This window comes from Streptosporangium sp. H13245, from assembly GCF_055690525.1.
On the sequence record NZ_JBSZKT010000003.1, the window covers coordinates 503,904 to 528,223 of the forward strand.

The 24,320-nt window shown below is 72.1% G+C and carries 19 protein-coding genes; 12 read left to right on the top strand and 7 right to left on the bottom strand.

Annotated elements, in window-relative coordinates; genetic code table 11:
* Positions 1-19 precede the first annotated feature (19 nt).
* The 3 genes from ACW9TB_RS09070 to ACW9TB_RS09080 form a co-directional block, all read right to left on the bottom strand.
* Positions 20-1,231 carry a hypothetical protein gene (locus tag ACW9TB_RS09070; protein WP_472747477.1) on the bottom strand — a complete coding sequence of 404 codons (1,212 nt, stop codon included), beginning with the start codon at positions 1,229-1,231 and terminating at the stop codon, positions 20-22.
* Positions 1,232-1,472: 241 nt separating this feature from the next.
* Positions 1,473-4,454, bottom strand: a complete 2,982-nt coding sequence (locus ACW9TB_RS09075) for a bifunctional [glutamine synthetase] adenylyltransferase/[glutamine synthetase]-adenylyl-L-tyrosine phosphorylase (RefSeq protein WP_472747595.1) — start codon at positions 4,452-4,454, stop codon at positions 1,473-1,475.
* Between the two features lie 262 nt (positions 4,455-4,716).
* Positions 4,717-5,427, bottom strand: coding sequence for a type 1 glutamine amidotransferase (locus ACW9TB_RS09080; protein WP_472747478.1), 711 nt, complete (start codon positions 5,425-5,427; stop codon positions 4,717-4,719).
* 290 nt (positions 5,428-5,717) lie between these two features.
* Here ACW9TB_RS09080 and ACW9TB_RS09085 point away from each other — a divergent pair, with 290 nt between their 5' ends.
* Positions 5,718-6,581 (top strand): alpha/beta hydrolase, encoded by an 864-nt coding sequence (locus ACW9TB_RS09085; RefSeq protein WP_472747479.1) that lies wholly within the window; start codon positions 5,718-5,720, stop codon positions 6,579-6,581.
* Between the two features lie 47 nt (positions 6,582-6,628).
* Here the strand turns inward: ACW9TB_RS09085 and ACW9TB_RS09090 are convergent, their stop codons facing one another.
* Complete coding sequence (locus ACW9TB_RS09090) at positions 6,629-7,363, bottom strand: hypothetical protein (protein ID WP_472747480.1); 735 nt, start codon at positions 7,361-7,363, stop codon at positions 6,629-6,631.
* 318 nt (positions 7,364-7,681) lie between these two features.
* Complete coding sequence (locus ACW9TB_RS09095; protein ID WP_472747481.1) at positions 7,682-8,953, bottom strand: MFS transporter; 1,272 nt, start codon at positions 8,951-8,953, stop codon at positions 7,682-7,684.
* Between the two features lie 95 nt (positions 8,954-9,048).
* Between ACW9TB_RS09095 and ACW9TB_RS09100 the strand changes: the two genes are divergently transcribed.
* The gene (locus ACW9TB_RS09100) at positions 9,049-9,600 is read left to right on the top strand and encodes a CGNR zinc finger domain-containing protein (protein WP_472747482.1); all 552 of its coding nucleotides are present in this window, start codon (positions 9,049-9,051) and stop codon (positions 9,598-9,600) included.
* Positions 9,601-9,792: 192 nt separating this feature from the next.
* On the opposite strand, the gene ACW9TB_RS09105 is transcribed toward ACW9TB_RS09100, so the two are convergent.
* Positions 9,793-11,154 carry a glutamine synthetase family protein gene (locus ACW9TB_RS09105; protein ID WP_472747483.1) on the bottom strand — a complete coding sequence of 454 codons (1,362 nt, stop codon included), beginning with the start codon at positions 11,152-11,154 and terminating at the stop codon, positions 9,793-9,795.
* A 193-nt stretch (positions 11,155-11,347) separates the two neighbouring features.
* Here ACW9TB_RS09105 and ACW9TB_RS09110 point away from each other — a divergent pair, with 193 nt between their 5' ends.
* The 10 genes from ACW9TB_RS09110 (at position 11,348) to ACW9TB_RS09155 (ending at position 24,021) form a co-directional block, all read left to right on the top strand.
* The gene (locus ACW9TB_RS09110; protein ID WP_472747484.1) at positions 11,348-12,220 is read left to right on the top strand and encodes a terpene synthase family protein; all 873 of its coding nucleotides are present in this window, start codon (positions 11,348-11,350) and stop codon (positions 12,218-12,220) included.
* Positions 12,221-12,255: 35 nt separating this feature from the next.
* Complete coding sequence (locus tag ACW9TB_RS09115) at positions 12,256-12,801, top strand: EF-hand domain-containing protein (RefSeq protein ID WP_472747485.1); 546 nt, start codon at positions 12,256-12,258, stop codon at positions 12,799-12,801.
* Between the two features lie 71 nt (positions 12,802-12,872).
* Positions 12,873-13,904 carry a terpene synthase family protein gene (locus ACW9TB_RS09120; protein WP_472747486.1) on the top strand — a complete coding sequence of 344 codons (1,032 nt, stop codon included), beginning with the start codon at positions 12,873-12,875 and terminating at the stop codon, positions 13,902-13,904.
* Positions 13,905-14,081: 177 nt separating this feature from the next.
* Complete coding sequence (locus ACW9TB_RS09125; RefSeq protein ID WP_472747487.1) at positions 14,082-16,046, top strand: sensor histidine kinase; 1,965 nt, start codon at positions 14,082-14,084, stop codon at positions 16,044-16,046.
* Positions 16,047-16,131: 85 nt separating this feature from the next.
* Positions 16,132-17,610 carry a BTAD domain-containing putative transcriptional regulator gene (locus ACW9TB_RS09130; protein WP_472747488.1) on the top strand — a complete coding sequence of 493 codons (1,479 nt, stop codon included), beginning with the start codon at positions 16,132-16,134 and terminating at the stop codon, positions 17,608-17,610.
* 2 nt (positions 17,611-17,612) lie between these two features.
* Entirely contained in the window at positions 17,613-19,742 is a 2,130-nt protein-coding gene (locus ACW9TB_RS09135) for a sensor histidine kinase (RefSeq protein WP_472747489.1), read from the top strand.
* A 58-nt stretch (positions 19,743-19,800) separates the two neighbouring features.
* The gene (locus tag ACW9TB_RS09140; RefSeq protein WP_472747490.1) at positions 19,801-20,742 is read left to right on the top strand and encodes a TolB family protein; all 942 of its coding nucleotides are present in this window, start codon (positions 19,801-19,803) and stop codon (positions 20,740-20,742) included.
* 358 nt (positions 20,743-21,100) lie between these two features.
* On the top strand, positions 21,101-21,436 hold the full coding sequence (locus ACW9TB_RS09145; protein WP_472747491.1) for a hypothetical protein: 336 nt from the start codon (positions 21,101-21,103) through the stop codon (positions 21,434-21,436).
* A gap of 260 nt (positions 21,437-21,696) precedes the next feature.
* Positions 21,697-23,481, top strand: coding sequence for an NAD+ synthase (locus tag ACW9TB_RS09150; RefSeq protein WP_472747492.1), 1,785 nt, complete (start codon positions 21,697-21,699; stop codon positions 23,479-23,481).
* 63 nt (positions 23,482-23,544) lie between these two features.
* The gene (locus ACW9TB_RS09155; RefSeq protein ID WP_472747493.1) at positions 23,545-24,021 is read left to right on the top strand and encodes a hypothetical protein; all 477 of its coding nucleotides are present in this window, start codon (positions 23,545-23,547) and stop codon (positions 24,019-24,021) included.
* On the opposite strand, the gene ACW9TB_RS09160 is transcribed toward ACW9TB_RS09155, so the two are convergent.
* Positions 24,022-24,318: a WXG100 family type VII secretion target gene (locus tag ACW9TB_RS09160; RefSeq protein ID WP_472747494.1), complete on the bottom strand. Its 297-nt coding sequence runs from the start codon at positions 24,316-24,318 to the stop codon at positions 24,022-24,024. It abuts the gene before it with no gap.
* Between the last annotated feature and the right edge of the window lie 2 nt (positions 24,319-24,320).

A 24,320-nucleotide genomic window follows, 5' to 3' on the forward strand; every position in this document is an offset into this window, starting at 1 on the left:
AACGACCGCCGCCGGGGTTCTAGGAGCGGTCGCCCCGGACGCCGGTGAGGCGGCGCAGGACGTCCCACCAGAACGGGGCGCCAAACAGCAGCGCGACCATGGTGAGCAGGTAGCCGGGCCAGTGCCCGGGAGTGATGAGCCGGTCCCACCAGGCTTCGCCGTTCCAGTGGAAGGACGGGTCGGCGGAGCCGTCCGGCGGGATCGTGATGCTCACGATCGAGTGATCGAAGATCTTGACCAGCGCCGGGGAGCTGAGGGACTCGGTCACGCACTGGTACGGCTCGGCGAGACCGATCTCGGTACCGGCGCACTTGTCCTTGAGCGCGGCGTACCCGTCCCCGCCGCCGCCCGCGATGGCGCTCACCCCCGCGCGGTAGGCGTTGTCGCGCAGCAGGGTCTTGCCGTACTCCAGCGCGTCCATGCTGAACGCCAGCGTCAGCACCACGCCCAGCGCGAAGACCACCCACTTCACGTAGCGGGCGTAGAGCGTGGACAGGCGCTGCATCTCCCCGTCGAACCAGTCCTCGACGCCCTTGCGGAACCTCGGCAGGTCCCGCTGGGCCCCCTCCCAGACGCCCTTGAGGTGACCCGCGAGAGGGCTGTTGATCGCCTCCAGCTTGGCGAGCAGGCCGTCGATCCCGCCCTCCTCGGCCGCGACCAGCTCCATCACCGCGCCGGAGAACCGCTCGGGCGGGATGTTGGCGATGCTGGTACGGGCGCCCTTGGGGTGGTCGATCTCCTGGAGCCGCTCGTACAGCCGCGCGGTCATGTCGACCTTCTCGGCGACGTCGCCGTCCACCGGAGAACCGGACGAGTCAGCTGGGCCGGGAGAGCCGGGGGATCCGTCGGTGGCCTCCCCCGCGACGCTCTCCGGGGCGATCCCCTCGGCGATCTCCGCCGAGACCCGCTCCCTGGCCTCCTCGGAGGCCAGGACGACGGCGGGATCGACCCGCATCGGCTCGACCACCGCGGGCGCGGGGTCGGGGCTGTGCTCCGGGCGCGGATCGTCCCTGGAGAAGGGCAGCTTCGCGAAGACGTCGGCGATCTTCGACGGGATCCACGACCTGCCGTCCTCGGAGCCGTTCAGGGTGTCCCTGAGGTAGGCCCACAGGAACTTGCTGCGGATCCCGAGCAGCCGGACGAAGGCCTCGTTGATCCCGCTCACCAGGAGAGACAGGAGCAGGAAGGCCAGGATCAGGCCGATGGCCAGATCAATGTAAACGGATATCAAAAGGATCACCCGGATCGTTGATACACGCCCGTCCCAGGCGGCGCAACGCGATCACCGAAACAGGTCGGTTTTCGTGACCCGGAGAGTTTTCGCGACCCGGAGAACGGCCCGGAGAACCCGCCCCAAGAACCTCCCGGAGAACGGCCCGGAGGGCACGCGGACGAGCAGGTGCCCCCCGGCGCGGACCGGCCCACGCGATCCGCGCCAGTCATCGGAACGGCCCCCGAAGGGACCGGGCCGATCAGTCCTCGTAGAAGACGCGCTCCACGACCCGGCGGGCCCGGCGGGTGGCACGGCGGTAGTCGTCCACGAAGTCCTCCGTACCGTCGGGCGGGTAGCCGAGGGCGCGGGCGACGAGCGTGCGCTCGCGGGCGTCCACCGGGATCGCGTCGGAGGCGCGGCCCCTGACGGCGACGATGGCGTCACGGATGCGCGAGGCGAACCGCCAGGCCTCGGCGAGCACAGCCTCGTCGGCCTCCGACAGCAGCCCCTCCGCGACCGCCGCGCCCAGCGCCTCCAGGGTGCGGGTGGTACGCAGCGAGGGCCGCATCCCCGCGTGCCGGAGCTGGATGAGCTGGGCCACCCACTCCACGTCGGACAGCCCGCCGGGGCCGAGCTTGGTGTGCAGGGCGGGATCGGCCCCGCGCGGGAGGCGTTCGGCCTCCATCCGGGCCTTGAGCCTGCGGATCTCCAGCACGGCCGCGTCGGAGATGCCCTCCTCCGGGTAGCGCAGCGGGTCGGCCAGGTGCAGCAGCCCGACGCCGAGCTCGGCGTCCCCCGCCGAGAGGCGGGCGCGCAGCAGCGCCTGCGACTCCCACGGCGACGACCACCGCTCGTAGTAGGCGGCGTAGGAGGCCAGGGTACGGACCAGCGGGCCCGCCTTGCCCTCGGGACGCAGGCCGGGGTCGATGAGCAGCGGCGGGTCGGGGGCGGGCAGGGCGAGCAGGCGGCGCAGCTCGTTGGCCACCTCGAACGCCGTCTCGGTGGCCTCGCGCTCCGGCACGCCCTCCTTCGGCGAGTGCACGAACATCACGTCGGCGTCGCTGCCGTACGAGGACTCGATCCCGCCCAGGCGGCCCATCGCGATCACCGCGAACCTCGTGCCCAGCGGGGTGCGGCGCTCCATCTCGACCTTGTCGATGGCGGCGTCGAGCGCGGCCTGGATCGTCACGTCGTTGAGGTTGGACAGCGCCTGGCCGACCTCCTCGATGCCGATGATGCCGGACAGGTCGGCGACGGCCGTGCGGAGCAGCTCCCTGCGGCGCAGCGCCCGGACCGCGGCCACCGCGCCCTCGGCGTCCCCGGGGTGGCGGGCGACCACGGTCCGCGCCTCGGACAGCAGCGTCTCGACGGGCCTGGGGGCGAGTTCCGTGTCCGAGCCGAGCATCGCGACCGACTCGGGGGCGTTCATCAGCAGTCCCGTCACGTAGCGGCTGGTACCGAGCATCCTGGCCAGGCGCGACGCCACGGCGGTCTCGTCGCGGAGCAGCCGCAGGTACCAGGGAGTGGAGCCGAGCTTGTCGGAGACCTGGCGGAAGCCGAGCAGACCGGCGTCGGGGTCGGGGGCGTCGGCGAACCAGCCGAGCATGACCGGCAGCAGGGTCCGCTGGATCGCGGCGCGGCGGGAGACGCCCGTGGTCAGCGCGCTGATGTGGCGCAGCGCCCCGCCCGGGTCGGCGTAGCCGAGCGCCTCAAGACGGGCCTTGGCCGCGGCCGTGGAGAGCCGGTCCTCCGACTCGGGCAGCCGGGCCACGGCCTGCAGCAGCGGCCGGTAGAACAGCTTCTCGTGCAGGCGCCTCGCCTCCATGGCGTGCCGCCGCCACCTGGTGGTGAACTCCCCCACCGGGTCGGCGGTCATGCCCAGGCTCCGGCCGAGACGGCGCAGGTCGGCGTTCCCCTCGGGGACCACGTGCGTACGGCGGAGCCGGTGCAGCTGGATCAGGTGCTCGACCTGGCGCAGGAAGGTGTACGCCTCGGCGAGGGCCTTGGCGTCGTCCCTGCCCACGTAGCCGCCGCGGGAGAGGGCGCCGAGCGCCGGGAGCGTGGCACGGCGGCGCAGCAGCGGGTCGAGGCGGCCGTGGACGAGCTGGAGCAGCTGCACCGCGAACTCGATGTCGCGCAGCCCGCCGGGCCCGAGCTTCAGCTGGCGGTCGGCCTCGCCGCCGCGCACGTGGGCCTCCACCCGGCGGCGCATGGCCTGGACGTCCTCGACGAACCTCTCACGGGTGGCGGCCTGCCAGACCATCTCGTTCACCGCGGCGACGTACTGCTGGCCGAGCTCGGCGTCGCCCGCGACCGGCCTGGCCTTCAGCAGGGCCTGGAACTCCCACGTCTTGGCCCAGCGCCGGTAGTAGGCGAGGTGGCTGGCGAGGGTGCGGACCAGCGGCCCGGCCTTGCCCTCGGGGCGCAGCGCCGCGTCGACCTCCCACAGCGCGCCCTCCGGGGTGCTGGTCGAACAGGCGCGCATCATGCCCTGGGCCAGCCGGGTGGCGAGTTTGATGGCCTCGTGCTCCTCGAGGGAGCCGTCGGGTCCCTCGCGCGGCTCGGCCACGAAGATGACGTCGACGTCGCTGATGTAGTTGAGCTCGCGTGCCCCGCACTTGCCCATGCCGATGACGGCCAGTCGCACCGACCCCGCCTCCGGGTGCTCGGACCTGGCGATGGCGAGGCCCGCCTCCAGGGCGGCCCCGGCCAGGTCGGACAGCTCGGCGGTCACCCCGGACAGCGAGACGACCCCGGTGACGTCTCGCGCGGCGAGGTGCAGCAGGCGCCCCCGGTAGGCGGCGCGCAGCGCCGACAGGGTGGCGGTGGAGGCGTCGGCGGCCCTCGGCTCGGGGTCGTCCGGCTCGGCGCCGACCGCGAGCAGCAGCTCCGAGCGGAGCTCCTCCTCGGACGGGCGGTCCACGGCCGGTGCCCCGCCGAGCGCGCGCCAGTGGTCCGGGTGCCTGACGACGTGGTCGCCGAGCGCGGCGCTGACGCCGAAGACGCCGATCAGCCGTTCGCGCAGGCCGGGGTCGGAGCGGAGCGCTCCAAGAACGCTGGGATCCTGCTCGGCCAGCCGGTTCAGCGAGGTGAGCGCCAGGTCGGGATCGGCCGCGGCGACCAGCGAGGTCAGCAGGTCGATGTCACCGACGGCCTCCGGACCCAGCTCGTCGAGCAGCCGCTCGGCCCTGGCACCGTCGGCGAAGCCGAGTCTCGCCAGGCGCCCGGCGGTCGTCTGCATCCGGGGCACGGTTTCCACCGACCCTCCATGGTCCTCGATCACAAGCACGGGTGCCCTTCCTCAATCCCTACCCCGAGCGATCAAAGGTGCACGCTCCCCGCGGTCGCATGGGCCTCGGTTCCCCCGGCGGGCAGGGGGGATCGGCGCGGTCTGCCTCCGGATCCCCACCCTGGCTCGCATCCCAGGCGTTCGGAGCGTCGCCGCACAGGTTAATCCTGAAACTGTGCGGCGTCGTTAGCGGATTCGGAACGTAATCGCGCGGTCACGCGGTTTGCACGTCGGTGACGGCGGCGGCGAAACGCTCGGCGAGCGGCTTCCACGCGGCGACCAGGCCGTCCTCGGCCTCCTTCACCTGCGCGTTCAGCACCTCGACCGAATGGCCGAGACCGGTCAGGGCGTCGGCCGATCCGGACGTCCAGCCGACGAAGATCTCCGGGGTGGCCTCGGGGTGGAACTGCACCGCCCAGGCGTTCTCCCCCAGCCGGTAAGCCTGGTTGGGGTACGGGTCCCCGGTGGCCAGCGGCACCGCGCCCGGGGGAAGCTCCGTGATCGCGTCGCGGTGGTACTGCACGGCGAGGGAAGGGACGAGGCCGGTGAACAGCGGATCCGTCGCGGCGGCGGGGAGGGGGACGACCTCGGTCACGCCGACCTCCAGCCCGTGCCCTCCGCGCCCGACGGCACCCCCGCAGGCGAGCGCCATGAGCTGTGCCCCCAGACAGATCCCCAGGGTCGGCACGCCCTCCTCGACGCAGGCGCGGATCAGGTCGCGGGTGGCCGGCAGCCAGGGAAAGCTCTCGTCCTCCCAGGCCGCCGCCTCGCCGCCGAGGACGACCAGCCCCCCGGTGATCCGCTCGGGCACGGCCTCGCCCAGGTAGGGCCGGACGACCTCGCAGACGGCCCCGGCCTCCGACAGCCATCCGGCGAGGAACCCGAGCCCCGCGTCGGCCTCGTGCTCGATGACGGTAATCCTCATAGGGCAATTATGAGCTGATACGCACACAAAAGGGTCACAGCCGGAGGGACATATGCACTCGCCACGCTTCACGCGAGGCGGGCACGCTCAGGAGGGCATGCGCACCCGCCGCCTTCACGCCCGGAGCGGCATACGGACCCGCCACGCTTCATGTCGGCCGTGGACATTGACCGCGGGCGCGAGTACCCGCCACCTTGGCATCAGCCCCGCCGGAGCCAAGACCAACGTCAAAACCAAAGCCGGAACCAGAACCGGAACCGGAGGCGGGGCTCCAGGCTCAAGGAGAACCGATGAACCCCGTCCTGAGTGATGTCGAGGTCCCCGGCGGCACGCTGCGCGTCGCCAGGTTCGGCACCGGCCCCCGCGTGATCGTGGCGGTACACGGCATCACCGCCTCGCTCATGGCCTGGGCGGGCGTCGCCCGCAGGCTCCCCGCCGAGTGGTCGCTGGTCGCGATGGACCTGCGGGGCCGCGGCCACAGCGCCGGGCTCCCCGGCCCGTACGGCCTGGCCGGGCACGCCCGGGACGTGAACCTCGTCGCCCGGTCCGTGGGCGCCGAGTCCGGCATCGTGCTCACCGGTCACTCGATGGGCGCCTACGTCGCGGCCCTCGCCGCCGAGGGGCGCGACTACGCCAGGGTGGTGCTGGTCGACGGCGGGCTCCCGCTGCCGCTGCCCCCCGGCGCCGACCCCGACGCGGTCCTGGAGGCCACGCTCGGCCCGGCCCTCGCCCGGCTGGACCAGACCTTCCCGGGCGTGGACGCGTACCTGGACTTCTTCAGGGCCCACCCCGCCTTCGCCGAGGCCTGGACGGCGGAGGCGGAGGAGTACGTCCGCTACGACGCGTCGGGCCCCGAGGGGGCGGTGCGCTCGCGGGCGCGGCGGGAACCGGTCCGCGAGGACGGCCGGTGGCTGCTCACCGAGGGCGAGACGATCGGCGCCGCGCTACGCGCGATCACCTCGCCCCTGTCGCTGCTGCGCGCCCCGCGGGGGCTGCTGAACCAGCCGGTCGGCCTGATACCCGACGAACTGGCCGCCGCGTGGTCAAAGCGGCTGCCCGCGCTGGAGGACGAGGTGCTCGACGACTGCAACCACTACACGATCCTTTTCGACGACCGCTGTGCCTCGCTGGTCGCCGGGCACCTCTCCCGCTGACCCCCCCGGGCCGGATCACCGCCATACGGAACGCGAGAGGAAGCGGGTCAGCCGGTCTGGGCGGGAGTGATCCAGGTGGCCTTGGCGGCGGCGACCAGGGTGCCGTCGGCCTCGTAGACGGCGCTCTCGCCGAAGAGCTTGCGGCCCTCGCGGCCGGTGGCGCGGGCGACGACGGAGTAGGCGCCGCCGGGGTAGATCCGGCGGTGGATCCGCACGGTCAGGCGGCCGAGCAGCGCGAACTCGCCGGGCCCGAAGTGCACCCAGCCGGTGGGGCAGTCGAGGGCGGCCCAGAGGATCGCGTCGGGGACGGTGCCGTCCGCGTCGGTGATGGTCATCGGGACCCGCCAGCCCGCGGCGATCAGGTCGGTGCCGGGCACCGGGCCCGGGAAGATCCGCAGGCCGTCGCCGGGGCCGCGCAGGCCGCACGCGAAGCAGCCGGGGAAGGCGTGCCCGACGAGGCCGGTGAAGCCGCCCTCGGCCCGCGCGGCCTCGTTGAAGGGCACGAAGTCCGGGACGTCGAGCTCCTCGGCGACCGTGATGGCCTCGACGAGGAGCTTGTCGCCGTGGGTGAGGGTCGCGGTGTTGGCGAGGTGGCGCAGGGACAGCTCGGTGTCCAGTGGCGTGGGCGCGTGCAGCGTGACCTCGACGGCCGAGTCGTGCCGGGCGCCGTGCAGCGCCTCGGAGACCGTGCCCGCGATCCAGCCGCCGTTCGCGGACCCCTCGGGGCCACGGAAACGCGCCGGAACGGTCAGCACGGTCTGCAGCTCGGACGTCGTCGTCATGCCGCACCTCCTGTCGCCTTTATGGCGATCAATCCTCAGAAATCACGTTAATGGGACTGACCGATTTTATCGGACTGCTTGTACATACAGCCAACTCGGGATCGATGACGCCCTCATTAGCTGCAGGTAACGCCGGTATGACGTTCGGCGGGCGGCCCCGGATTACCCGCCGCGGCAACTCTCCGCCACATCGCCCGGATCGCGAGGCCCGGCACCCGCGTACGCCCGTGACCTGCTTCCCTGGCGTTCGTGGTCTTCAGGGGCGTGGCGGACACCCCGGAAGCCCACCCTGCCCTCGCCCGCCCGCGCCGATCGCGTTCACGCGACGGGCCGACGGTCCGCTTCCGGCTCGGCGGGCTCGATCGGCTCGATCGGCTCGATGGCCGCGGACAGGTCAGTGCGGAGCGCGTACGGCACGAAAACGCCCAGCACGACGACGGCGAGCCCGGCGGCCAGGACGAACACCGCCCGGACCCCCCACAGCTCCGCCGCGACCCCGGCCAGTGCCGCGCTGACGGGGATCACGCCCCAGCTGAGCATCCGGGACGCGGCGTAGACGCGTCCCAGCAGCTCCGGCGGCGACAGGTTCTGCCGGATCGTGGCCACCAGGACGCGCCAGACGCTCGACCCGGCTCCGGCGACCACCGCCCCCGCGACCACGGTCCACACCGGCCCGCCCAGCGCCACCGGCGCCACCAGCAGAACGGTCCCTGCGGCGTCGACGACCAGCAGCCTGGTCACCCCGAACCGGCGCCGGAGCGGCTCCACCACCGCCGCCGCGAGCAGCCCGCCCACCGCCATCGCCGTCAGTACCAGGCCGTACTGGGCCGCGGTGAGACCGAGCGGTCCCGGGCTGACGGCGTACACGACGAGCAGGGCCGTCGCGACCGCCCAGGGGATGTTCATCGCGGCGGTGAAAAGGGTCAGTGTCCGCACCACCGGCTGCCGCCACAGGTACCGGAAACCGGCGACCACCTCGCCGCCCCCCGCGGTCCCGGTCCTGGCAGGCGCCCGGCGCAGGGTCATCATGGCGATCCCGGCGACGGCGAGGGCGTAGAGGGCCGCGCTCGCGCCGGTGGCCAGGGCGAGGGTGAGGCCCGCCAGCAGGCCCGCGAGCGGCGGCCCGGCGAGCTGGTTGGTGACGTTGACGGTCCCCTCGATGCGCGCGTTGGCCCTGTTGCGACCGGCGGGCTCGACGACCACGGGGATGGTCGAGGTGAGCGCGGTGTCGACCAGCGTCTCGGCCACACCGAGCAGCACCGCCACGGCGAGGATCAGCGGCAGCGACAGGGTGCCGGTGAGGTGGCCGACGGTGAGGCCGGACAGCATCAGCGCGCGGGCCGAGTTGACGCCGCTCAGCAGCATCCGGCGGTCGACCCGGTCGACGATCCAGCCTGCGTGCAGGCCGAAGACCGGCCAGGCCAGGGTGAGCGCCGCCGTCACGGCCGCCACTCCGCCGGGTGAGGCACCGGCGGCGATGGCGAGGAGCGGCAGGACGAACAGCGCCATGCCGTCACCGAGGTTCGCGGCACCGGTGCCGAACCACAGCGCGTTGAACGGCCGGCCCAGGGACGAGGGGAGAAGGCGCATCCGTTTCTTACCTTTCAAATGCATTTGATCGGTCATAGCGTGGCCGCTACCGTCTAACCTGTCAACAGCGTTTGATCGGTGAGATACTCGACGCCATGACTGCCGTCGAGCTGGTGGGAAACGCGCTGTGCCTGGACTTCGCCAACACGGTCAACGCCCGTCCGGTGGCTCGGCGAGACTGGCTGGGCACGCCGGAGGAGGCCGTGACCTGGGCCGGGGCGACGGGACATCCGATCGAGGAGCCGGAGGGGCTCGCGGCGGCCCTGCCGGACGCCCGCGAGCTGCGCGAGGCGGTGTTCCGGGTGTTCCAGCCGCTCGCGCGGGGAGACCGGGCGCCTCGGCCGGATCTGGACGCCGTCGTCGCGCTGCACGCCGACGGCGTCGCTCACGGCCGCCTGGAGGAGGCCGGCGAGGGCTTCCGCCTCTCGTGGGGGGCGCCGCGCACGGCGCGAACCCTGCTCAGGGAGGTCGCGGCCTCGGCGGTCGAGCTACTCACCCACGGACCCCTGGACCGGCTCGGCGAGTGTCCGTCGTGCCACTGGCTGTTCCTGGACGTCAGCAAGAACCGGCGCCGCCGCTGGTGCAGCATGACCACCTGCGGCAGCCGCGACAAGTCACGGCGCTACTACGCGGGACGCCCCTCCTGAAAGCCCCGGCCGGGCACGAGGCCCACCGGTGTGGAGTCCCCTTGCAAAGCCTCAGTACGGGGAAAGGCCGCGACAGGATCCCCGAGGCCGCCGAAGCTCATCCTGGACCCTAAAAGCCGGAGCTCATCCTGAACTCCAAAAAAGGCGCGGGACGACGAACCGTCCCGCGCCCTTTACGGTGTAAGAATCGTCTTACAGCACCGGCAGGTAGCGGCCCAGCTCGAACTCGGTGACCTGCCTGCGGTACTCGTTCCACTCGGAGCGCTTGTTGCGCAGGAAGTAGTCGAAGACGTGCTCGCCGAGGGTCTCGGCGACGAGCTCGCTGCGCTCCATCACCGCGATGGCCTCGTCCAGCGACTGGGGCAGCGGCTGGATGCCCAGCGCCCTGCGCTCGGCCGAGGTCAGCGCCCACACGTCGTCCTCGGCGCCGGGGGGCATCTCGTACCCCTCCTCGATGCCCTTCAGACCGGCCGCGAGGATCACCGCGAAGGCGAGGTACGGGTTGCAGGAGGAGTCGAGCGAGCGGAACTCGATGCGGGTCGAGCCGCCCTTGTGCGGCTTGTACATCGGCACCCGGACGAGGGCGGAGCGGTTGTTGTGGCCCCAGGAGATGTAGCTCGGGGCCTCGCCGCCCGCCCCGGCGATCGCCTCGGCGCCGCCCCACAGCCGCTTGTAGGAGTTGACCCACTGGTTGCAGACCGCGGTGATCTCGGCGGCGTGCGTGAGCAGGCCGCCGATGAAGGAGCGGCCGATCTTGGAGAGCTGGTAGTCGGCGCCGGGCTCGTAGAAGGCGTTGCGATCGCCCTCGAAGAGCGACATGTGGGTGTGCATGCCGGAGCCGGGGTGCTCGGTGAAGGGCTTGGGCATGAAGCTCGCCCAGATGCCCTGCTCCAGCGCGACCTCCTTCATGACCAGGCGGAAGGTCATGATGTTGTCGGCGGTGGTGAGCGCGTCGGCGTAGCGCAGGTCGATCTCCTGCTGGCCGGGGCCGCCCTCGTGGTGGCTGTACTCGACGGAGATGCCCATCGACTCCAGCATCATGATCGCGTTGCGCCGGAAGTCGTGGCCCGAGCTGTGCGGGGTGTGGTCGAAGTAGCCGCCGCCGTCGATCGGCTCGGGCCGCTCGCTGCCCTCCGGCCGGTTCTTCAGCAGGAAGAACTCGATCTCCGGGTGGGTGTAGAAGCTGAAGCCCATGTCGGAGGCCTTCGCCAGGGTGCGCTTGAGCACCCAGCGCGGGTCGGCGTGCGAGGGAGAGCCGTCGGGCATGAGGATGTCGCAGAACATGCGGGCCGCGCCCGGTGTCTCACTGCGCCAGGGAAGGATCTGGAAGGTCGACGGGTCGGGCTTGGCGAGCATGTCCGACTCGTAGACGCGGGCGAAGCCCTCGATGGCCGAGCCGTCGAAGCCGATGCCCTCCGCGAAGGCCCCCTCAAGCTCGGCCGGGGCGATGGCCACCGACTTCAGGAACCCGAGCACATCGGTGAACCACAGCCGGATGAACCGGATGTCGCGCTCCTCAAGGGTACGGAGAACGAACTCCTGCTGGCGGTCCAAGGCTTCTCCTTCATTGCCGACGTGTCGCAACACGCCTAGTGGTCTCCCAGTTTGCCCTCTCAGTGTTTCGCACACGTTACGAGGAAGAACGGTGAGATGTGGCCCCGCGACCGTCGCGCCTCCACGTGTCCCACCCCCTCTCCTCCTACAGTGTGCGACCGGAGCCGCTGGAAGTTCGATCCGGGGGGAAACGATGACGCGTACCGAAGTCCACGAACCGTCGCACGCGATCCCGCCACCGGTCAGGCTCACCGAACGCCTCGCGGCACTGGCGATGCCCTGCCCCGTCCATCCGTCGATACACCTGGTGGAGGCCGCGACGTCCGGCTGGGCGGGCGCGGTGGGGCTGGACCCCGACCCGGCCGCCCCCCGGCTGGCCGGATGGGCGTTCGCCCGTTGCGAAACCGGCGCGGCCACCCTGCTGGCCCGCTGGCTGACCTGGAGATCATGCCTGCGCCGGGCCCCCGAGGCCCTCACCCCGGTCCTCGCCGTGGCCGAGGGCGGCGAACCGGGCCCCGCGCCGCTGGAGCGGGCCTTCTCCGGCCTCTGGACGGCGTGCGCGCCGAGGATGAGCGCCGCGTGGCGCGAGCGGTTCACGGCCGGGCTCGCCGCCCAGCGCGAGGCGCTCCTCACTCCCGGGACGCCTCAGGGCGGTCGTACGGGGCCGGACGCCTTCGGCCGCTACCTGTTCGACCTGGTGGAGCCCTGCCTGGGCGTGGAGGTGCCCGGCCCGGTGTGGCGGAGCCCGCACTGGCGGGCGCTCGTCGAGGCGAGCGGCGACGTGGCCGCCCGGTGCGAGGAGACGGTGGCCGGACACGGCCATGCGGACACCATTTCCTTGGAACGCTCCAATCGGGAGGCCGAAGAGTGGACGATCGACAGGGTCGCCACCCGCACGGAGGAGCTGTGGACGGCCGCCCGCGCGATCCCCGCGCTCACGGAGCGGCACGGCCTGGGCTTCGCCGCCTCCCGCGAGGTGACGCGGGTGGCATGCGCTTTCTTGACCATCCCGAGGGCCTATCTGGAGTGGCTTCTGGAAACACCCCGCTATCGTCACTTACGGTAACTGTTCGATTCCAATAAGCAGTAGTGGAGTAAACGATGAGCACCACGCTCCTCAATCACAAGCTCGACCGTGCCTTCGGGCACATGGACGTCGACGGCAGCGGATCGATCGAGCGCGAGGACCTCCTCGGCCTCGGTGCCCGGATCCTCGTCGGCTTCGGCGAGTCGCCGACCTCCCAGGCCGGGAGCAGGCTCGCCCAGGGCTTCGAGGGGATCTGGCGGACGCTGGCCGCGGAGCTCGACACCGACGGCGACGGCGCGATCTCCTCGGAGGAGTTCCGCGCCGGCATGACCTCCGCGTTCATCGAGGGCGACCGGTTCGACGCGGTCTTCGCGCCCGCCGCCGAGGCGGTGGCCGGCCTGTGCGACACCGACGGCGACGGGGCCGTGCGGCCGGACGAGTTCTGGACCATGATGGCCGCGTTCGGCACCCCGCGCGAGGACGTGCGAGCCACCTTCGAGCGGCTCGACGGCGACGGCGACGGCGTCGTGTCCGTGGACGAGCTGGTCGAGGCGACCCGGCAGTTCTACACGAGCGCCGATCCGGACGTGGCCGGCAACTGGCTGTTCGGTCCGCTGTAGTGGCCCTCACCCCAACGTTCGGCGATCCCCTGACCCGTCCCCGACCCCACTCACAACCCTTGTCACTCCCGATGCCCCTTTCCCTTTCCTCCTCCCCCTCCGAGCCCACCGCGCTCGCCTCCGCCGCCTCCGCCGGGCCGTCACGGCCCTCCGGGGTGGCCGCGGCCCTGCTGCTGCCCCTCACCGAGCTGGTGCCGGTGATGTCGGCGCCGTGCCCGATGCACCCCTCGGTCGACCTGATCGGCGCCGAGCTCGCCGTCTGGGCCCGGGAGGTGGGGCTCGAACCTCCCCCCGGCGCCGGGTTCGAGCGGATGGCGGGCCGCGCCTTCTGCGGATTCGGCGTGGAGTCGGCGCTGCTGTTCGCCAAATGGCTGACCTGGCTGTTCCACTTCGACGACGAGTGGGACGAGAAACCCGCGGGGCGCGCGGCCGAGATCGTCGAGGCCACCTTCGCGCGGCTCGACCTCGTCGCACGCGCCCCCGCCCACGCCTCCTCACCCATAGAGCTGGCCTTCGGCGACCTCTGGAAGGCCACCACCGAGCGGATGAGCACCCGGTGGCGGCACCGGTTCCTGGCGGGGCTGGCGGCGCAGGGCGAGGCCTGCCGTACCGAGGCCGAGAACCGGTGCTCGGGCCGGGTGCCCTCCCCCGCGGAGTACCCGCGGCTGCGGCGGGGCACCGCGGGACCCTACCTGTTCGACCTGGTGGAGCCCTGCCTGGGGGTGGAGGTGCCCGCGGGGCTGCGGGAGAGCACGACCTGGCGGACGCTGGTGGACGCCTGCAACGACGTCACCGCCTGGTGCAACGACGTCGCCTCGCACCACAAGGAGCGGGCCAACGGCGACGTGCACAACTACGTGACGGTCGCCGCGACCGCGTTCGGGCTCTCCGACACCGGCGCCGTCTCCTGGGTGAACAACCGGATCGCCGCCCGCGCCGAGGACCTGCGGACCTCCGCGCGCCGGCTGCCGGCGCTGTTCGACCGGTTCGGGTTCTCGACCGGCCAGGCCAGGGACGTCAGCAAGGTCGCGTGCGCGTTCCTCACCGCGCCGAGGGCCCAACTGGAGTGGCTCCTGGAGTCCAGCCGGTACGACGTACCGTGACCGGCGGCCCCCGGGCGGACGCGCCCGGGGTCCGCGTACCCGGCCCCGGACGCGCCGTGGACGTCAACGGCCGCCGGGCGTCAAAGGGGATCCAACGGCTTTGATCGCTCGTTGATTGGATTGCGGTCTGCGCAGGTTAAGGTCCCTTTAAGCACATAGTGAAGGGCCTTAACCATCATGCGCGGGCTGTACCGGGTGATCCCGACGGTGACGCCCGTCCAGAGTCGGGTGGCGGCGGTGGTGGCCGCCGCCGCGTCCGTGGCGATGGAGTGCGTCAACGTCTGGGTCACGGCGCGGCTCCCGCAGCCCTCCTACACGCCGCTGCCGTTCGCGCCCGAGGACGTGGCCGGGGCCGCGTTCCCCGTCCTCGGGGCGCTGCTGGTGTTCCAGCGGCCCCGGCTGGTCATCGGCTGGCTGCTCTGCCTGGGCGGGCTGTGCTCCGCGCTGAACAGCCTCACGGTGAACCTCGCGCTCCTGGACGCGGCGCGGGAGTGGGCGGTCCCGTCGCAGGCGCTCTGGACGGTCGCCGGGGTGAGCTGGAAGCTGACCATCCTCTTCCTGGTCGTGCTGCTGCCGCTGCTCTATCCGGACGGGAGGCTGCCCTCCCCGCGCTGGCGGGCGCTGGTCTGGGTCTCCGTCGCCGTGCTGGGCACCGACGTTCTCGTCATGGATCTCATGGCCCTCCCCGGGGAGCGGTACACCGGCCTCTCCCCCCACCCGCTGCGCTTCTCGCTGGACATGCTCACCAACGCGGTGATGATCGCGGCCTTCGCCTCGCTGGCCACGCGGTTCCGGCGGGCCGGCCGCGAGGAGCGTCGGCAGATCATCTGGCCGCTGGTCGCGATCGCCACCGTCGTCGTCCCCTGGGTGATCGGCAACCCGGTGTGGTGGCTGGCGTCGTTCACGATCCCGCTGGTCCCGGTCGCGATCACCTTCTCGGTGCTGCGGCACCGCCTCTACGGGATCGACACGCTCATCACCAGGACGCTGGTCGGCGCGGGCCTGGTCGGCGTGATCGGCGGGGTGTACGTGGCGGTGGGCGCCGCCTCCAGCCTGTTCCTGTCGGACGTGGACCGGATCGGCGGCTTGGTCGCCGCGCTCTGCGCGGGGGCGTTCTTCCACCCGATGCGGCGGGTGCTCCAGCGCGGCGCCGACCGCCTTCTGTACGGCGGCAGGGGCGACCCGGTGGCGCTCGCCGCCGAACTCGGCCGCAGGCTCCAGCGCACCGACCCCGCGGCCGGGCTGGCCGCGGCCCTGGACGTGCTGCGCGACGGCCTGGCGGTCACCGGCACCGGCGTGCGCTTCCAGGGCGGCTGGCCCGAGGAGACGACGGTGGGGACGCTGGAGAAGGTGGCGCGCGACATCCGGCTGGTCTGGCACGGCGAGCCCGTCGGCCGCCTGCTCATCGGCCCGCCGGGGGCCCGGCGCCTGCCCGCCGCGCACAACGAGCGGGTCATCGCCGCGCTCACGCCGTACGTGGCCGACGCGGCCCACGCGGTCCGGCTGGTCGGCGCGCTGCGGCGCTCCCGGGAGCGGATCGTCACCACCCGCGAGGAGGAGCGCCGCCGCCTCCGCCGCGACCTGCACGACGGCCTCGGCCAGTCGCTCAGCGGGATGGCGATGTCCATCAACGCGGCCAGGCTCTCCCTGCGCGCCTCCCCCGAGACGGCCGAACGCATGCTCGGCGAGCTGCGCTCCGGCATGGACAGCGTCACCAGCGACATCAGGCACCTGGTGTACGGCCTGCGCCCGCCCGCGCTGGACGATCTCGGCCTGGCCGGGGCCGTGGCGGAGATGGCGGGCCCCGGCGTCGCCGTCGAGGTCAGGGGCGAGCTGCCGGGGCTGCCCGCCGCGACCGAGGTCGCCGCGTACCGGATCGTGCAGGAGGCGCTGACCAACGCGCGCAAGCACGCCGGGGCCGCGACGGTGCGGGTGTCGCTGGAGCGGGGCGAGGACGACCTGAGCGTCCGGGTGCGCGACGACGGGGTCGGCGTACCTGCCGGGCGTCGCTCGGGGGTCGGGCTGGCGTCGATGCGCGAGCGCGCCGCCGAGCTGGGCGGGACATGCGTGATCACCACTCCTCCCGAGGGGGGAACCGTGGTCGAGGCGATGCTCCCGGTGAACTTGAATGTGGAGATATGACCATTGATGATTTCTTACGGCCTGCGAACGATGGTGAGTATTGCTCTATGAGGTTCGTCCAGGTAGCCCTACCCTTACGCCTGCAATGCTGACATTTCGTGCTCTCGGACCGTTCCAGGCGTGCCACGGTGAGACGTCACTCGACCTCGGCGGCCAGCGCCAGATGGCGGTGCTGGCCCGGCTCCTCGTGGCCGGGGGCCGTGCCGTCCCGGTGACCATGCTCATCGACGAGCTGTGGCCCGGCCGGCCTCCCGCCCAGGCCCTGTCGACCATCCAGGGATACGTGTCGCGGCTGCGGCGCGCCCTGGAGCCCGGCCGCGCGCCCCGGGAGGAGGCCGGGGTCCTGGTCTCCGCCCCGCCGGGGTACGCGCTGCGCGCCTCGCCCGGCCAGGTGGACACCTGGGGTTTCGAGAGCGCGGTCAAGACGGGCGGCGAGCCCGCCCAGGTGTGGGAGCGCCTGGAGGGCGCCCTCGCGCTCTGGCGCGGCCCGGCCCTGGCCGAGTTCTCCGACCTGCCGTGGGCGGTGAGCGAGGCGGGCAGGCTGGAGGAGCTGCGGCTGATCGCGGTCGAGCGCCGCGCCGACGCGGGACTCCTCCTGGGACACTCCGGCGCCCTCGTCGCCGACCTGGAGGCGCACGCCTCGGCGCACCCGCTGCGGGAGGAGGCCTGGCGGCTGCTCGCGCTGGCCCTGTACCGCAACGGCAGGCAGGGGGACGCGCTGGGGGCGCTGCGGCGGGCCAGGGTGCTGCTCCGCGACGAGCTCGGCCTCGACCTGGGCGCCACCCTGCAGCGCCTGGAGGCCGACATGCTGGCCCAGGCCGTCCACCTCGACCCGCCCGCCGAGACCGTACGGGCCACGGAACCCGCGGTACGCGCGACCTCCGCCGAGGAGCGGGCGCTGCCGGGGTTGCGGGTCGTGGTGGTGGACGACCAGGCGCTGGTCCGTACCGGCCTGCGCGTGGTGCTGGACAGCGAACCCGGCTTCGAGCTGGTCGGGGAGGCCGAGAACGGCGAGCAGGCGATCGCGGTCGTCAGGGAGACCTCCCCCGACCTGGTGCTGATGGACATCCAGATGCCCAGGCTGGACGGGCTGACCGCCGCGCGGCGGATCCTGGCCGACAAGGAGCCGCCGAAGGTCGTCATGATGACCACGTTCGGCACCGACGACAACCTCTACGCGGCGCTGCGGGCCGGGGTGAGCGGGTTCGTCCTCAAGACGTCGGCGCCCGAGCAGCTCATCACCGCGATGCGGGCCGCGCAGGCCGGTGACGCGCTGATCGACCCCGCCGTCACCACCCGCCTGATCGCGGCCTTCGCCGGGCGTACCGACCCGTCGGCGCCGCCCGGCCTCGCCGGTCTCGGCGACGCGGAACTCGACCTGATGAAGCTGGTCGCCCGGGGACTGACCAACCGGCAGATCGCGGTGACCCTGGCGGTCCCCGAGGTGTCGGTCTCGCGGTCGGTGGTCAGGCTGCTCGACCACCTCGGGCTGTTCGACCGGGCCCAGCTCGTCGTCACCGCGTACGAGTCCGGGCTGGTCAACCCCGGCGACGTGGGCAGATAGCGATGCGCCCGCGGCCACACGACCGCGGCCGGACGCTCGACGGCACCGGCACCGGCACCGGCACCGGCATCCGCGGCGAGGGCGGGCGGGCCGTCGACGCGGCCGGGGAGGGGCCCGCCACCTCGCCGGTGCGCGGGCTGCTGCGCTCCCCGCTGCGGCTCGCCGTCGTCTCGGCGGCGACCCTCTCGGTGGCGCTGACCGTGGTCGGTCTCGTGCTCCGTCTCGGCCTGCCGCCCGGGTGGCGGCCGGAGCTGCCCGCGACGCCCGACCTGGCGGCGGGGCTGACGTTCCCCGTGGTGGGCGCGTTCCTGCTGGCCCACCGCTCGCGACCGGCCACGGCGTGGCTGATGTGCGCGGGCGGGCTGATGTGCGCGGTCAACGCGTTCTCCGAGGCGGCGATGTTCACCTTCGCCGCGGCGGGCGACCTGGAGTCCGCCGGTTACCTCCGCCTGAGCATGGTCACGGGGAAGGTGGTCGGCGGGTTCCTGCTGGCGATCCTGTTCCCGCTCTACTCCCCCGACGGGCGGCTGCCCTCGCGGCGGTGGCGGCCGCTGGTGGCGGCCGGTGTGGTCGTGTTCGCGGCGGACCTGCTGCTCACCCTCACCCGCCCGGACCCCGACCCCGCGTTCTACCCCTGGCCGAGGGTCATCCCCAACCCGATCGTGGTGGACCTCCTCGCCCCGTACAACGTGGCGGCGCGCGAGGTGACCGCCATCCTGGTCTCGGCCCTCGCGGTCCTGGCGCTGGTCTCCCTGGTACTGCGCTTCCGGCGGGCCGGCCCCGAGCTGCGCCGCCAGATCGCCTGGCCGGTCTTCGCGTTCGCCGTCTACGTCGCCTTCCTGCTCGCCGGACCCGGCTGGTGGCTGGCCGGGACGATCTGGACCGGGCTGATCCCCGGGGCCATCGTCTTCTCGGTGCTGCGCTACCAGCTCTACGGCATCGACACGGTGGTCAGCCGCGCCTTCGTCGCCGCCGGGCTGATCGCCACGGTCAGCGCCATGTACGCGGCCGGCGCGGTCGCCGGGCTGGCACTGTCGGGGTACGACCGGATCGGCGGCCTGATGGCGGCCCTGCTCGCCGGGGTGATCTTCCATCCGCTCCGGCACCGGCTCAGAAACCTGGTCGACCGGCTCATGTACGGCACGCACGGCGACCCGCAGGCGCTCGCCGCGCTCCTGGGCAGGGAGGTCCGCGAGACCGAGCCCGCCAACGCGCTCGCCGCCGTCGCCGCCGTGGTCAAGGACGGGCTGAGCGTCACCGGAGTCGCCGTCGAGGTCTACGAGCCCGGCGCCAGGCAGGTCCAGGTCGGCCTGCTGGGCCCGGCGCCGCGCGAGGTGCCGCTGGTCTGGCACGGCGAGCCGGTCGGACGGCTGCTCCTCGGCTCCCCGGGCCCCCGCAGGTTCGCCGCCGCGCACAACGGCCGCCTGGTCGCGGTCGCCGTCCCGTACGTCGCCGACGTGGCGCACGCCGTGCGGATGACCGCCGACCTGCAGCGCTCCCGGGAGCGCATCCTCACCGCCCGCGAGGAGGAACGCCGCCGCCTGCGCAGGGACCTGCACGACGGGCTCGGCCACGCGCTGACCGACATGGCCATGTCGATCAACATGGCCAGGATCAGCCTGCGCACCGCCCCCGCCTCGGCGGACAGGCTCCTGCTCGAACTGCGCGGCGGCATGGACACGGTCAGCCAGGAGATCAGGGAGCTGGTGTACGGCCTGCGCCCGCCCACCCTCGACGAACTCGGCCTGGCGGGGGCCGTACGGGCCCTGGCCCAGGAGGGCACGCCACGGGTCGCGGTGGAGATCGAGGGCGACCTGTCGGACCTGCCCGCGGCGGCCGAGGTGGCCGCGTACCGCATCGCGCAGGAGGGACTCACCAACATCCGCAAGCACGCGGGGGCCAGCTCCGCGGTGATCTCGCTGCGGCGCGGGGAGTCGCTGGTGGTACGCGTCCAGGACGACGGGGGCGGGCTGCCCTCGGGACCGCGCTCGGGGGTCGGGCTGCTGTCCATGCGCGAGCGGGCCGCCGAGCTGGGCGGCACCTGCGTGATCGGGGCGGCCCCCGGGGGCGGGACGGTCGTGGAGGCCGTGCTGCCGATCCCCACCGCACCGGCCGTGGCGAGCCACCTGTAAACCTTTTCGCCTTCTCGGGACTCTAACGAGCCGTTACGCGATTCACGAGGAGATCCCCTTGAAGCACTGGGCCCTGGCCACCGGCGTCGCACTCACCCTGACGGCCACCGCCACCCCTCCCGCGCTCGCCGGGTCCACCGCTCCCATAGCGACCACGCAAGGGGCGGTCACGCAGAGGGCGGCTCCCGTCTCGGGTGCCGTTTACTTCCGCTACGGGAGTGGCGGCATCGAGGTGCTGACCCACCGGGGAGGCTGGACCCGCCTGAGGGTCGGCGGCGGAGCCCTGGCCGGCCAGTTCGCGGTCGCGCCCGACGGCCGGAAGGTCGCCTGGATCGACGACAAGAACAGGCTGCGCGTCAAGACCGCCACCGGATCCGGCGCGGACAGGGTGATCGCCAGGAACGCCGCCTTTGGCGGCCCCTGCCTGACTCCCGCCTGGACGGCCGACGGCAGGCGGATCGCCTACCCGGTGAAGGGCACGGCCACGGCGATGACGGTGGCCGTGGTCGGCGCCGACGGCGGGGGCCGGTTCGATGCCGGGAGGACCCTCGGCCCCTGCCACCTGACCTGGTCGGCCGACGGCAGGACCCTCGCCGGGTACGCGGGCGACACCAACGGCGTCCACCTCCTGGACACCAGGCGGCGGATCTCCAGCCGCGCCCCGGGCGTCAGGCTCGCCAACCACGTGGAGAGCCTGTCGCCCGACGGCCGCCGGGTGGTGGTTAACGCCATCGGCGCGAACGCCCCGGGCGGCGACGGCTCCTGGCCCCTGTCGTTCACCCCGTCGATCTACGACACCAAAACCGGCGCGAAGGTCGCCATCCCGGTCAGGGGGCGGCTGCTGGGCGCGCGCTACCTGCGCGACGGCCGCCTGGCGGTCCGGGTCAAGGGCACGGCCGCCAACACGATCGTGGTCCTCTCCCGCTCGGGCGGGGTGGTCCAGCGGGTGGCCGAGCCCGCCGGAGCGAAGGACCTCGGGCTGCTCTGGGTCCTCGACTGACGGGCTCCCCGGCCCGGAATCGCGTCCCCCCGGCCCCGGCCCCGGCCCCGGCGTCCGCCGGGGCCCGAGGCGCCCGGCCGCGCCTGTCGCCCCCGGCGACGTCAGGAATGACACCGGACCCCACCCGGCTTTCACCGCCCACAACCCGATAAATACTTACGATCAGCAATAAATCATATTATTGCGAAACTTGTCACCATGGACAAAAAACCGGCAAACTCAAATCCTTCTCAACTTACCCCGAAAATAAGGAAATGAGCACCTAGGTCCTTTGGGGCGAGCGGCCCGCCTTATATCTTTCCTCCTAATCATGGCCGTCGAGCCGGCTCCGCTCGCGGCCCGACCAAAGGAGAGAACCATGTACGGCAGGCGACAAATAACAATGCTCGGTCCGGCGCTTCTCACGGCGCTCGCCCTCGGACCGGTCTCGTTCGCCCACGCCTCGCCCGCCCCGGATCCCGAGCGGCCCGCGACGGCGAGCACCCTGCAGAACGAGACCCTGCTGGACCCGGCCATGGCGCAGGAGGATCCGAGGGACTACTGGCGGGGATACCGGGACGGCTACCGGGCCGCCGCGCAGGACTGCCGCAGGAGCAGGTCGCGGAGCTACGCCGGGCCGCCCAGCGACTACGACAGGGGCTTCCTGGACGGCTATGACGCCGGTTACGCCCGCTTCTGCTGGTCGGCGAACTAGAACGTACCGGCGCACTCAGCACAGGACCGTGACGGCCCCGTTGATCCCTCTGATCCCCGGACAAACCAAAACGGCCGGTCGCGAAACCCGGCGGACGGTCCCGTCAGGCGGGTTCGAATGTTCGCGTACACCGCGAGGAGGGGAACCCGCCAACGGGAGGCGGCCGGGGATCACCCCCGGAGGTCCGCGCCCACCCACCGGCGGCCGAGGAGGGATCACCTGAACGGCGGGCGCCGAGCGCGCCCCAATAGGATGGCCACGTGGCTCAACTCCGCATCGCCCTGGCCCAGACCAATCCCGCCGTCGGTGACCTGGCCGCCAACACCGACAGGCTCGTCGAGTGGACCCGCCGCGCCGCCGACCGCGGCGCGCACCTGGTCGTCTTCACCGAGATGTTCCTGACCGGATATCCCGTCGAGGACCTCGTGCTGCGCACCTCGTTCGTGGAGGCGTCGATCGCCGCGATCGAGGAGGCCGCGCGACGGCTGGACGAGGCGGGGCTCGGCGAGATCCCCGTGGTGGTCGGCTACGTGGACCGCGCGAAGCTCGCCCCGCGCGCCGGCCAGCCCAAGGGGGCCCCGCTCGACGCGGCCGCGCTGCTGCACCGGGGCCGGGTGGTCGTCAAGACCGCCAAGCACCACCTCCCGAACTACGGCGTCTTCGACGAGTACCGCTACTTCATCCGCGGCGACCGGATGCCGATCTTCCGGCTGCACGGCGTCGACGTGGCGATCGCGGTCTGCGAGGACCTCTGGCAGGAGGGCGGCCCCGTCGCGGTGGTGGCCGAGGCCGGGGCCGGTCTGCTCGTGGTGCCGAACGCCTCCCCGTACGAGAAGGAGAAGGACGACGTACGCCTGGCGCTGGTGGCCAGGCGCGCCCGCGAGGCCGGGTGCGCCCTCGCCTACGTCAACCAGGTCGGCGGCCAGGACGAGCTGGTCTTCGACGGAGACTCGGTGGTCGTCTCCGCCTCCGGCGAGCTGGTCGCGCGCGCGGCGCGGTTCTCCGAGGAGCTGCTGATCACGGACCTGGAGCTGCCCGAGGCCAGGTACGGCGGGCTCGGCACGTTCCAGGTGGACGCCGGGGACGGCACCGTGATCACGGTGGAGCGGCTGGAGCTGTCGGCCCACCCCGTCGAGCCGTACGAGCCGCAGGCCCCCACGATCGCCGAGCACCTCGACGACACCGCCGAGGTCTACTCGGCACTGGTCCTCGCGGTCCGCGACTACGTCGCCAAGAACGGCTTCCGATCGGTCATCCTCGGCCTGTCCGGCGGCATCGACTCGGCGCTGACCGCCACGATCGCCTCCGACGCCATCGGCCCCGACCGGGTGCACGTGGTGCTGATGCCGTCCCGATACTCCTCCGACCACTCGGTGAGCGACGCCCAGGAGCTGGTCGACCGACAGGGGATCAACGCCAGGACCGTGCCGATCGCCGAGATCGTCAGCGGCTTCGAGAAGGAGATCGAGCTCTCCGGCCTCGCCGCGGAGAACCTCCAGGCCCGGGTACGCGGCATGATCCTGATGGGCCTGTCCAACGAGCACGGCCACCTCGTCCTCACCACCGGCAACAAGAGCGAGCTGGCCACCGGCTACTCCACCCTCTACGGCGACTCCGCGGGCGGCTTCGCCCCCATCAAGGACGTGCTCAAGACCCTCGTCTGGGACCTGTCGCGCTGGCGCAACGCCCAGGCGGGCCGGTCGGGCGAGTTCCTGCACGGGTTCGCGGTGCCGCCGATCCCGGAGAGCTCGATCGAGAAGGAGCCCAGCGCGGAGCTCCGCCCCGACCAGCGCGACACCGACTCCCTGCCCGAGTACGAGATCCTGGACCGGCTGCTGTACGACTACGTCGAGAAGGACATGGGCTCCGCCGAACTCGTCGCCGCCGGGCACGATCCGGCCCTGGTCACCAGGGTGATCCGCCTGGTCGACCTGGCCGAGTACAAGCGCCGCCAGTATCCCCCGGGCCCGAAGATCACTCCCAAGAACTTCGGCCGCGACCGCCGCCTCCCCATCACCAACCGCTGGCGCGAGACCACCACCTGACCCCCGGACCGTTTCCGGCCGTTGGACTCCCCCGCCGGGGAAACGATCAGTACAGTCGGCAGGGTGCGTCATGTCGTGGGATGTGCCCTGATACTGCTCCTGGCCGTCGGCTGCAGCACCGCCGGCCCAACCCTCGACGAGGCCGCCCAAACGCTGGCCCGAGACGCAAAAAAGCTCGAAGCATTTCATCCGGCGGCGAACAAAATAATTGTAGACAAGACCGGCAAGGACGGCGACGATTTCGCGAGTTGCGCCAACAACGACACCGCACTCAGGTTCTATCAACTCAGCGGTGATTTCGGCGAAGGCGGCGAGCTCACACCGGCCAAGCGAGCCGATTCGTTCGGCCTCCCCCTGCGTGACGGGCTTAAAAAGATCGGCTACGAGGTCGATCGCAGTGCCAGCTGGACGCAGCCCGGCCGAAGCATTGTCATACTACGCAAACCGGACCCTGGCATTACTTTCATCGTTCTCGTGCAGGCTTCCCAGCCGAACGTAGAGATAATCGGCAAAACCGATTGCCTGCCGGCGAGTCGTTGATCACAGAGGTTTGCCAGAAAGGCGAGCCCGTTCCCGGAGCTCCGAGGCGGATCGCCTGAGGTTTCGCGAAGCTCCCCGACACTGTTCGGCAAGCCTGTTCACATCCGCACTTCGCCGGGAGGTGTCGCGTTCAAAACGCTGAGCGGCAGGCCCCGTCCAGATTGGCCCGTCACCTGCCGCACCAAGCCTGATGCGGTCCAGGAGCGTTTCGAGGTTTTTCACGTAGCCCTCGAAACGGTCGGCCAGCAAATCCTTCTCCTCCGCCTGGCGCAGTAATTCGGCCGGCTTCTCTGTCATCT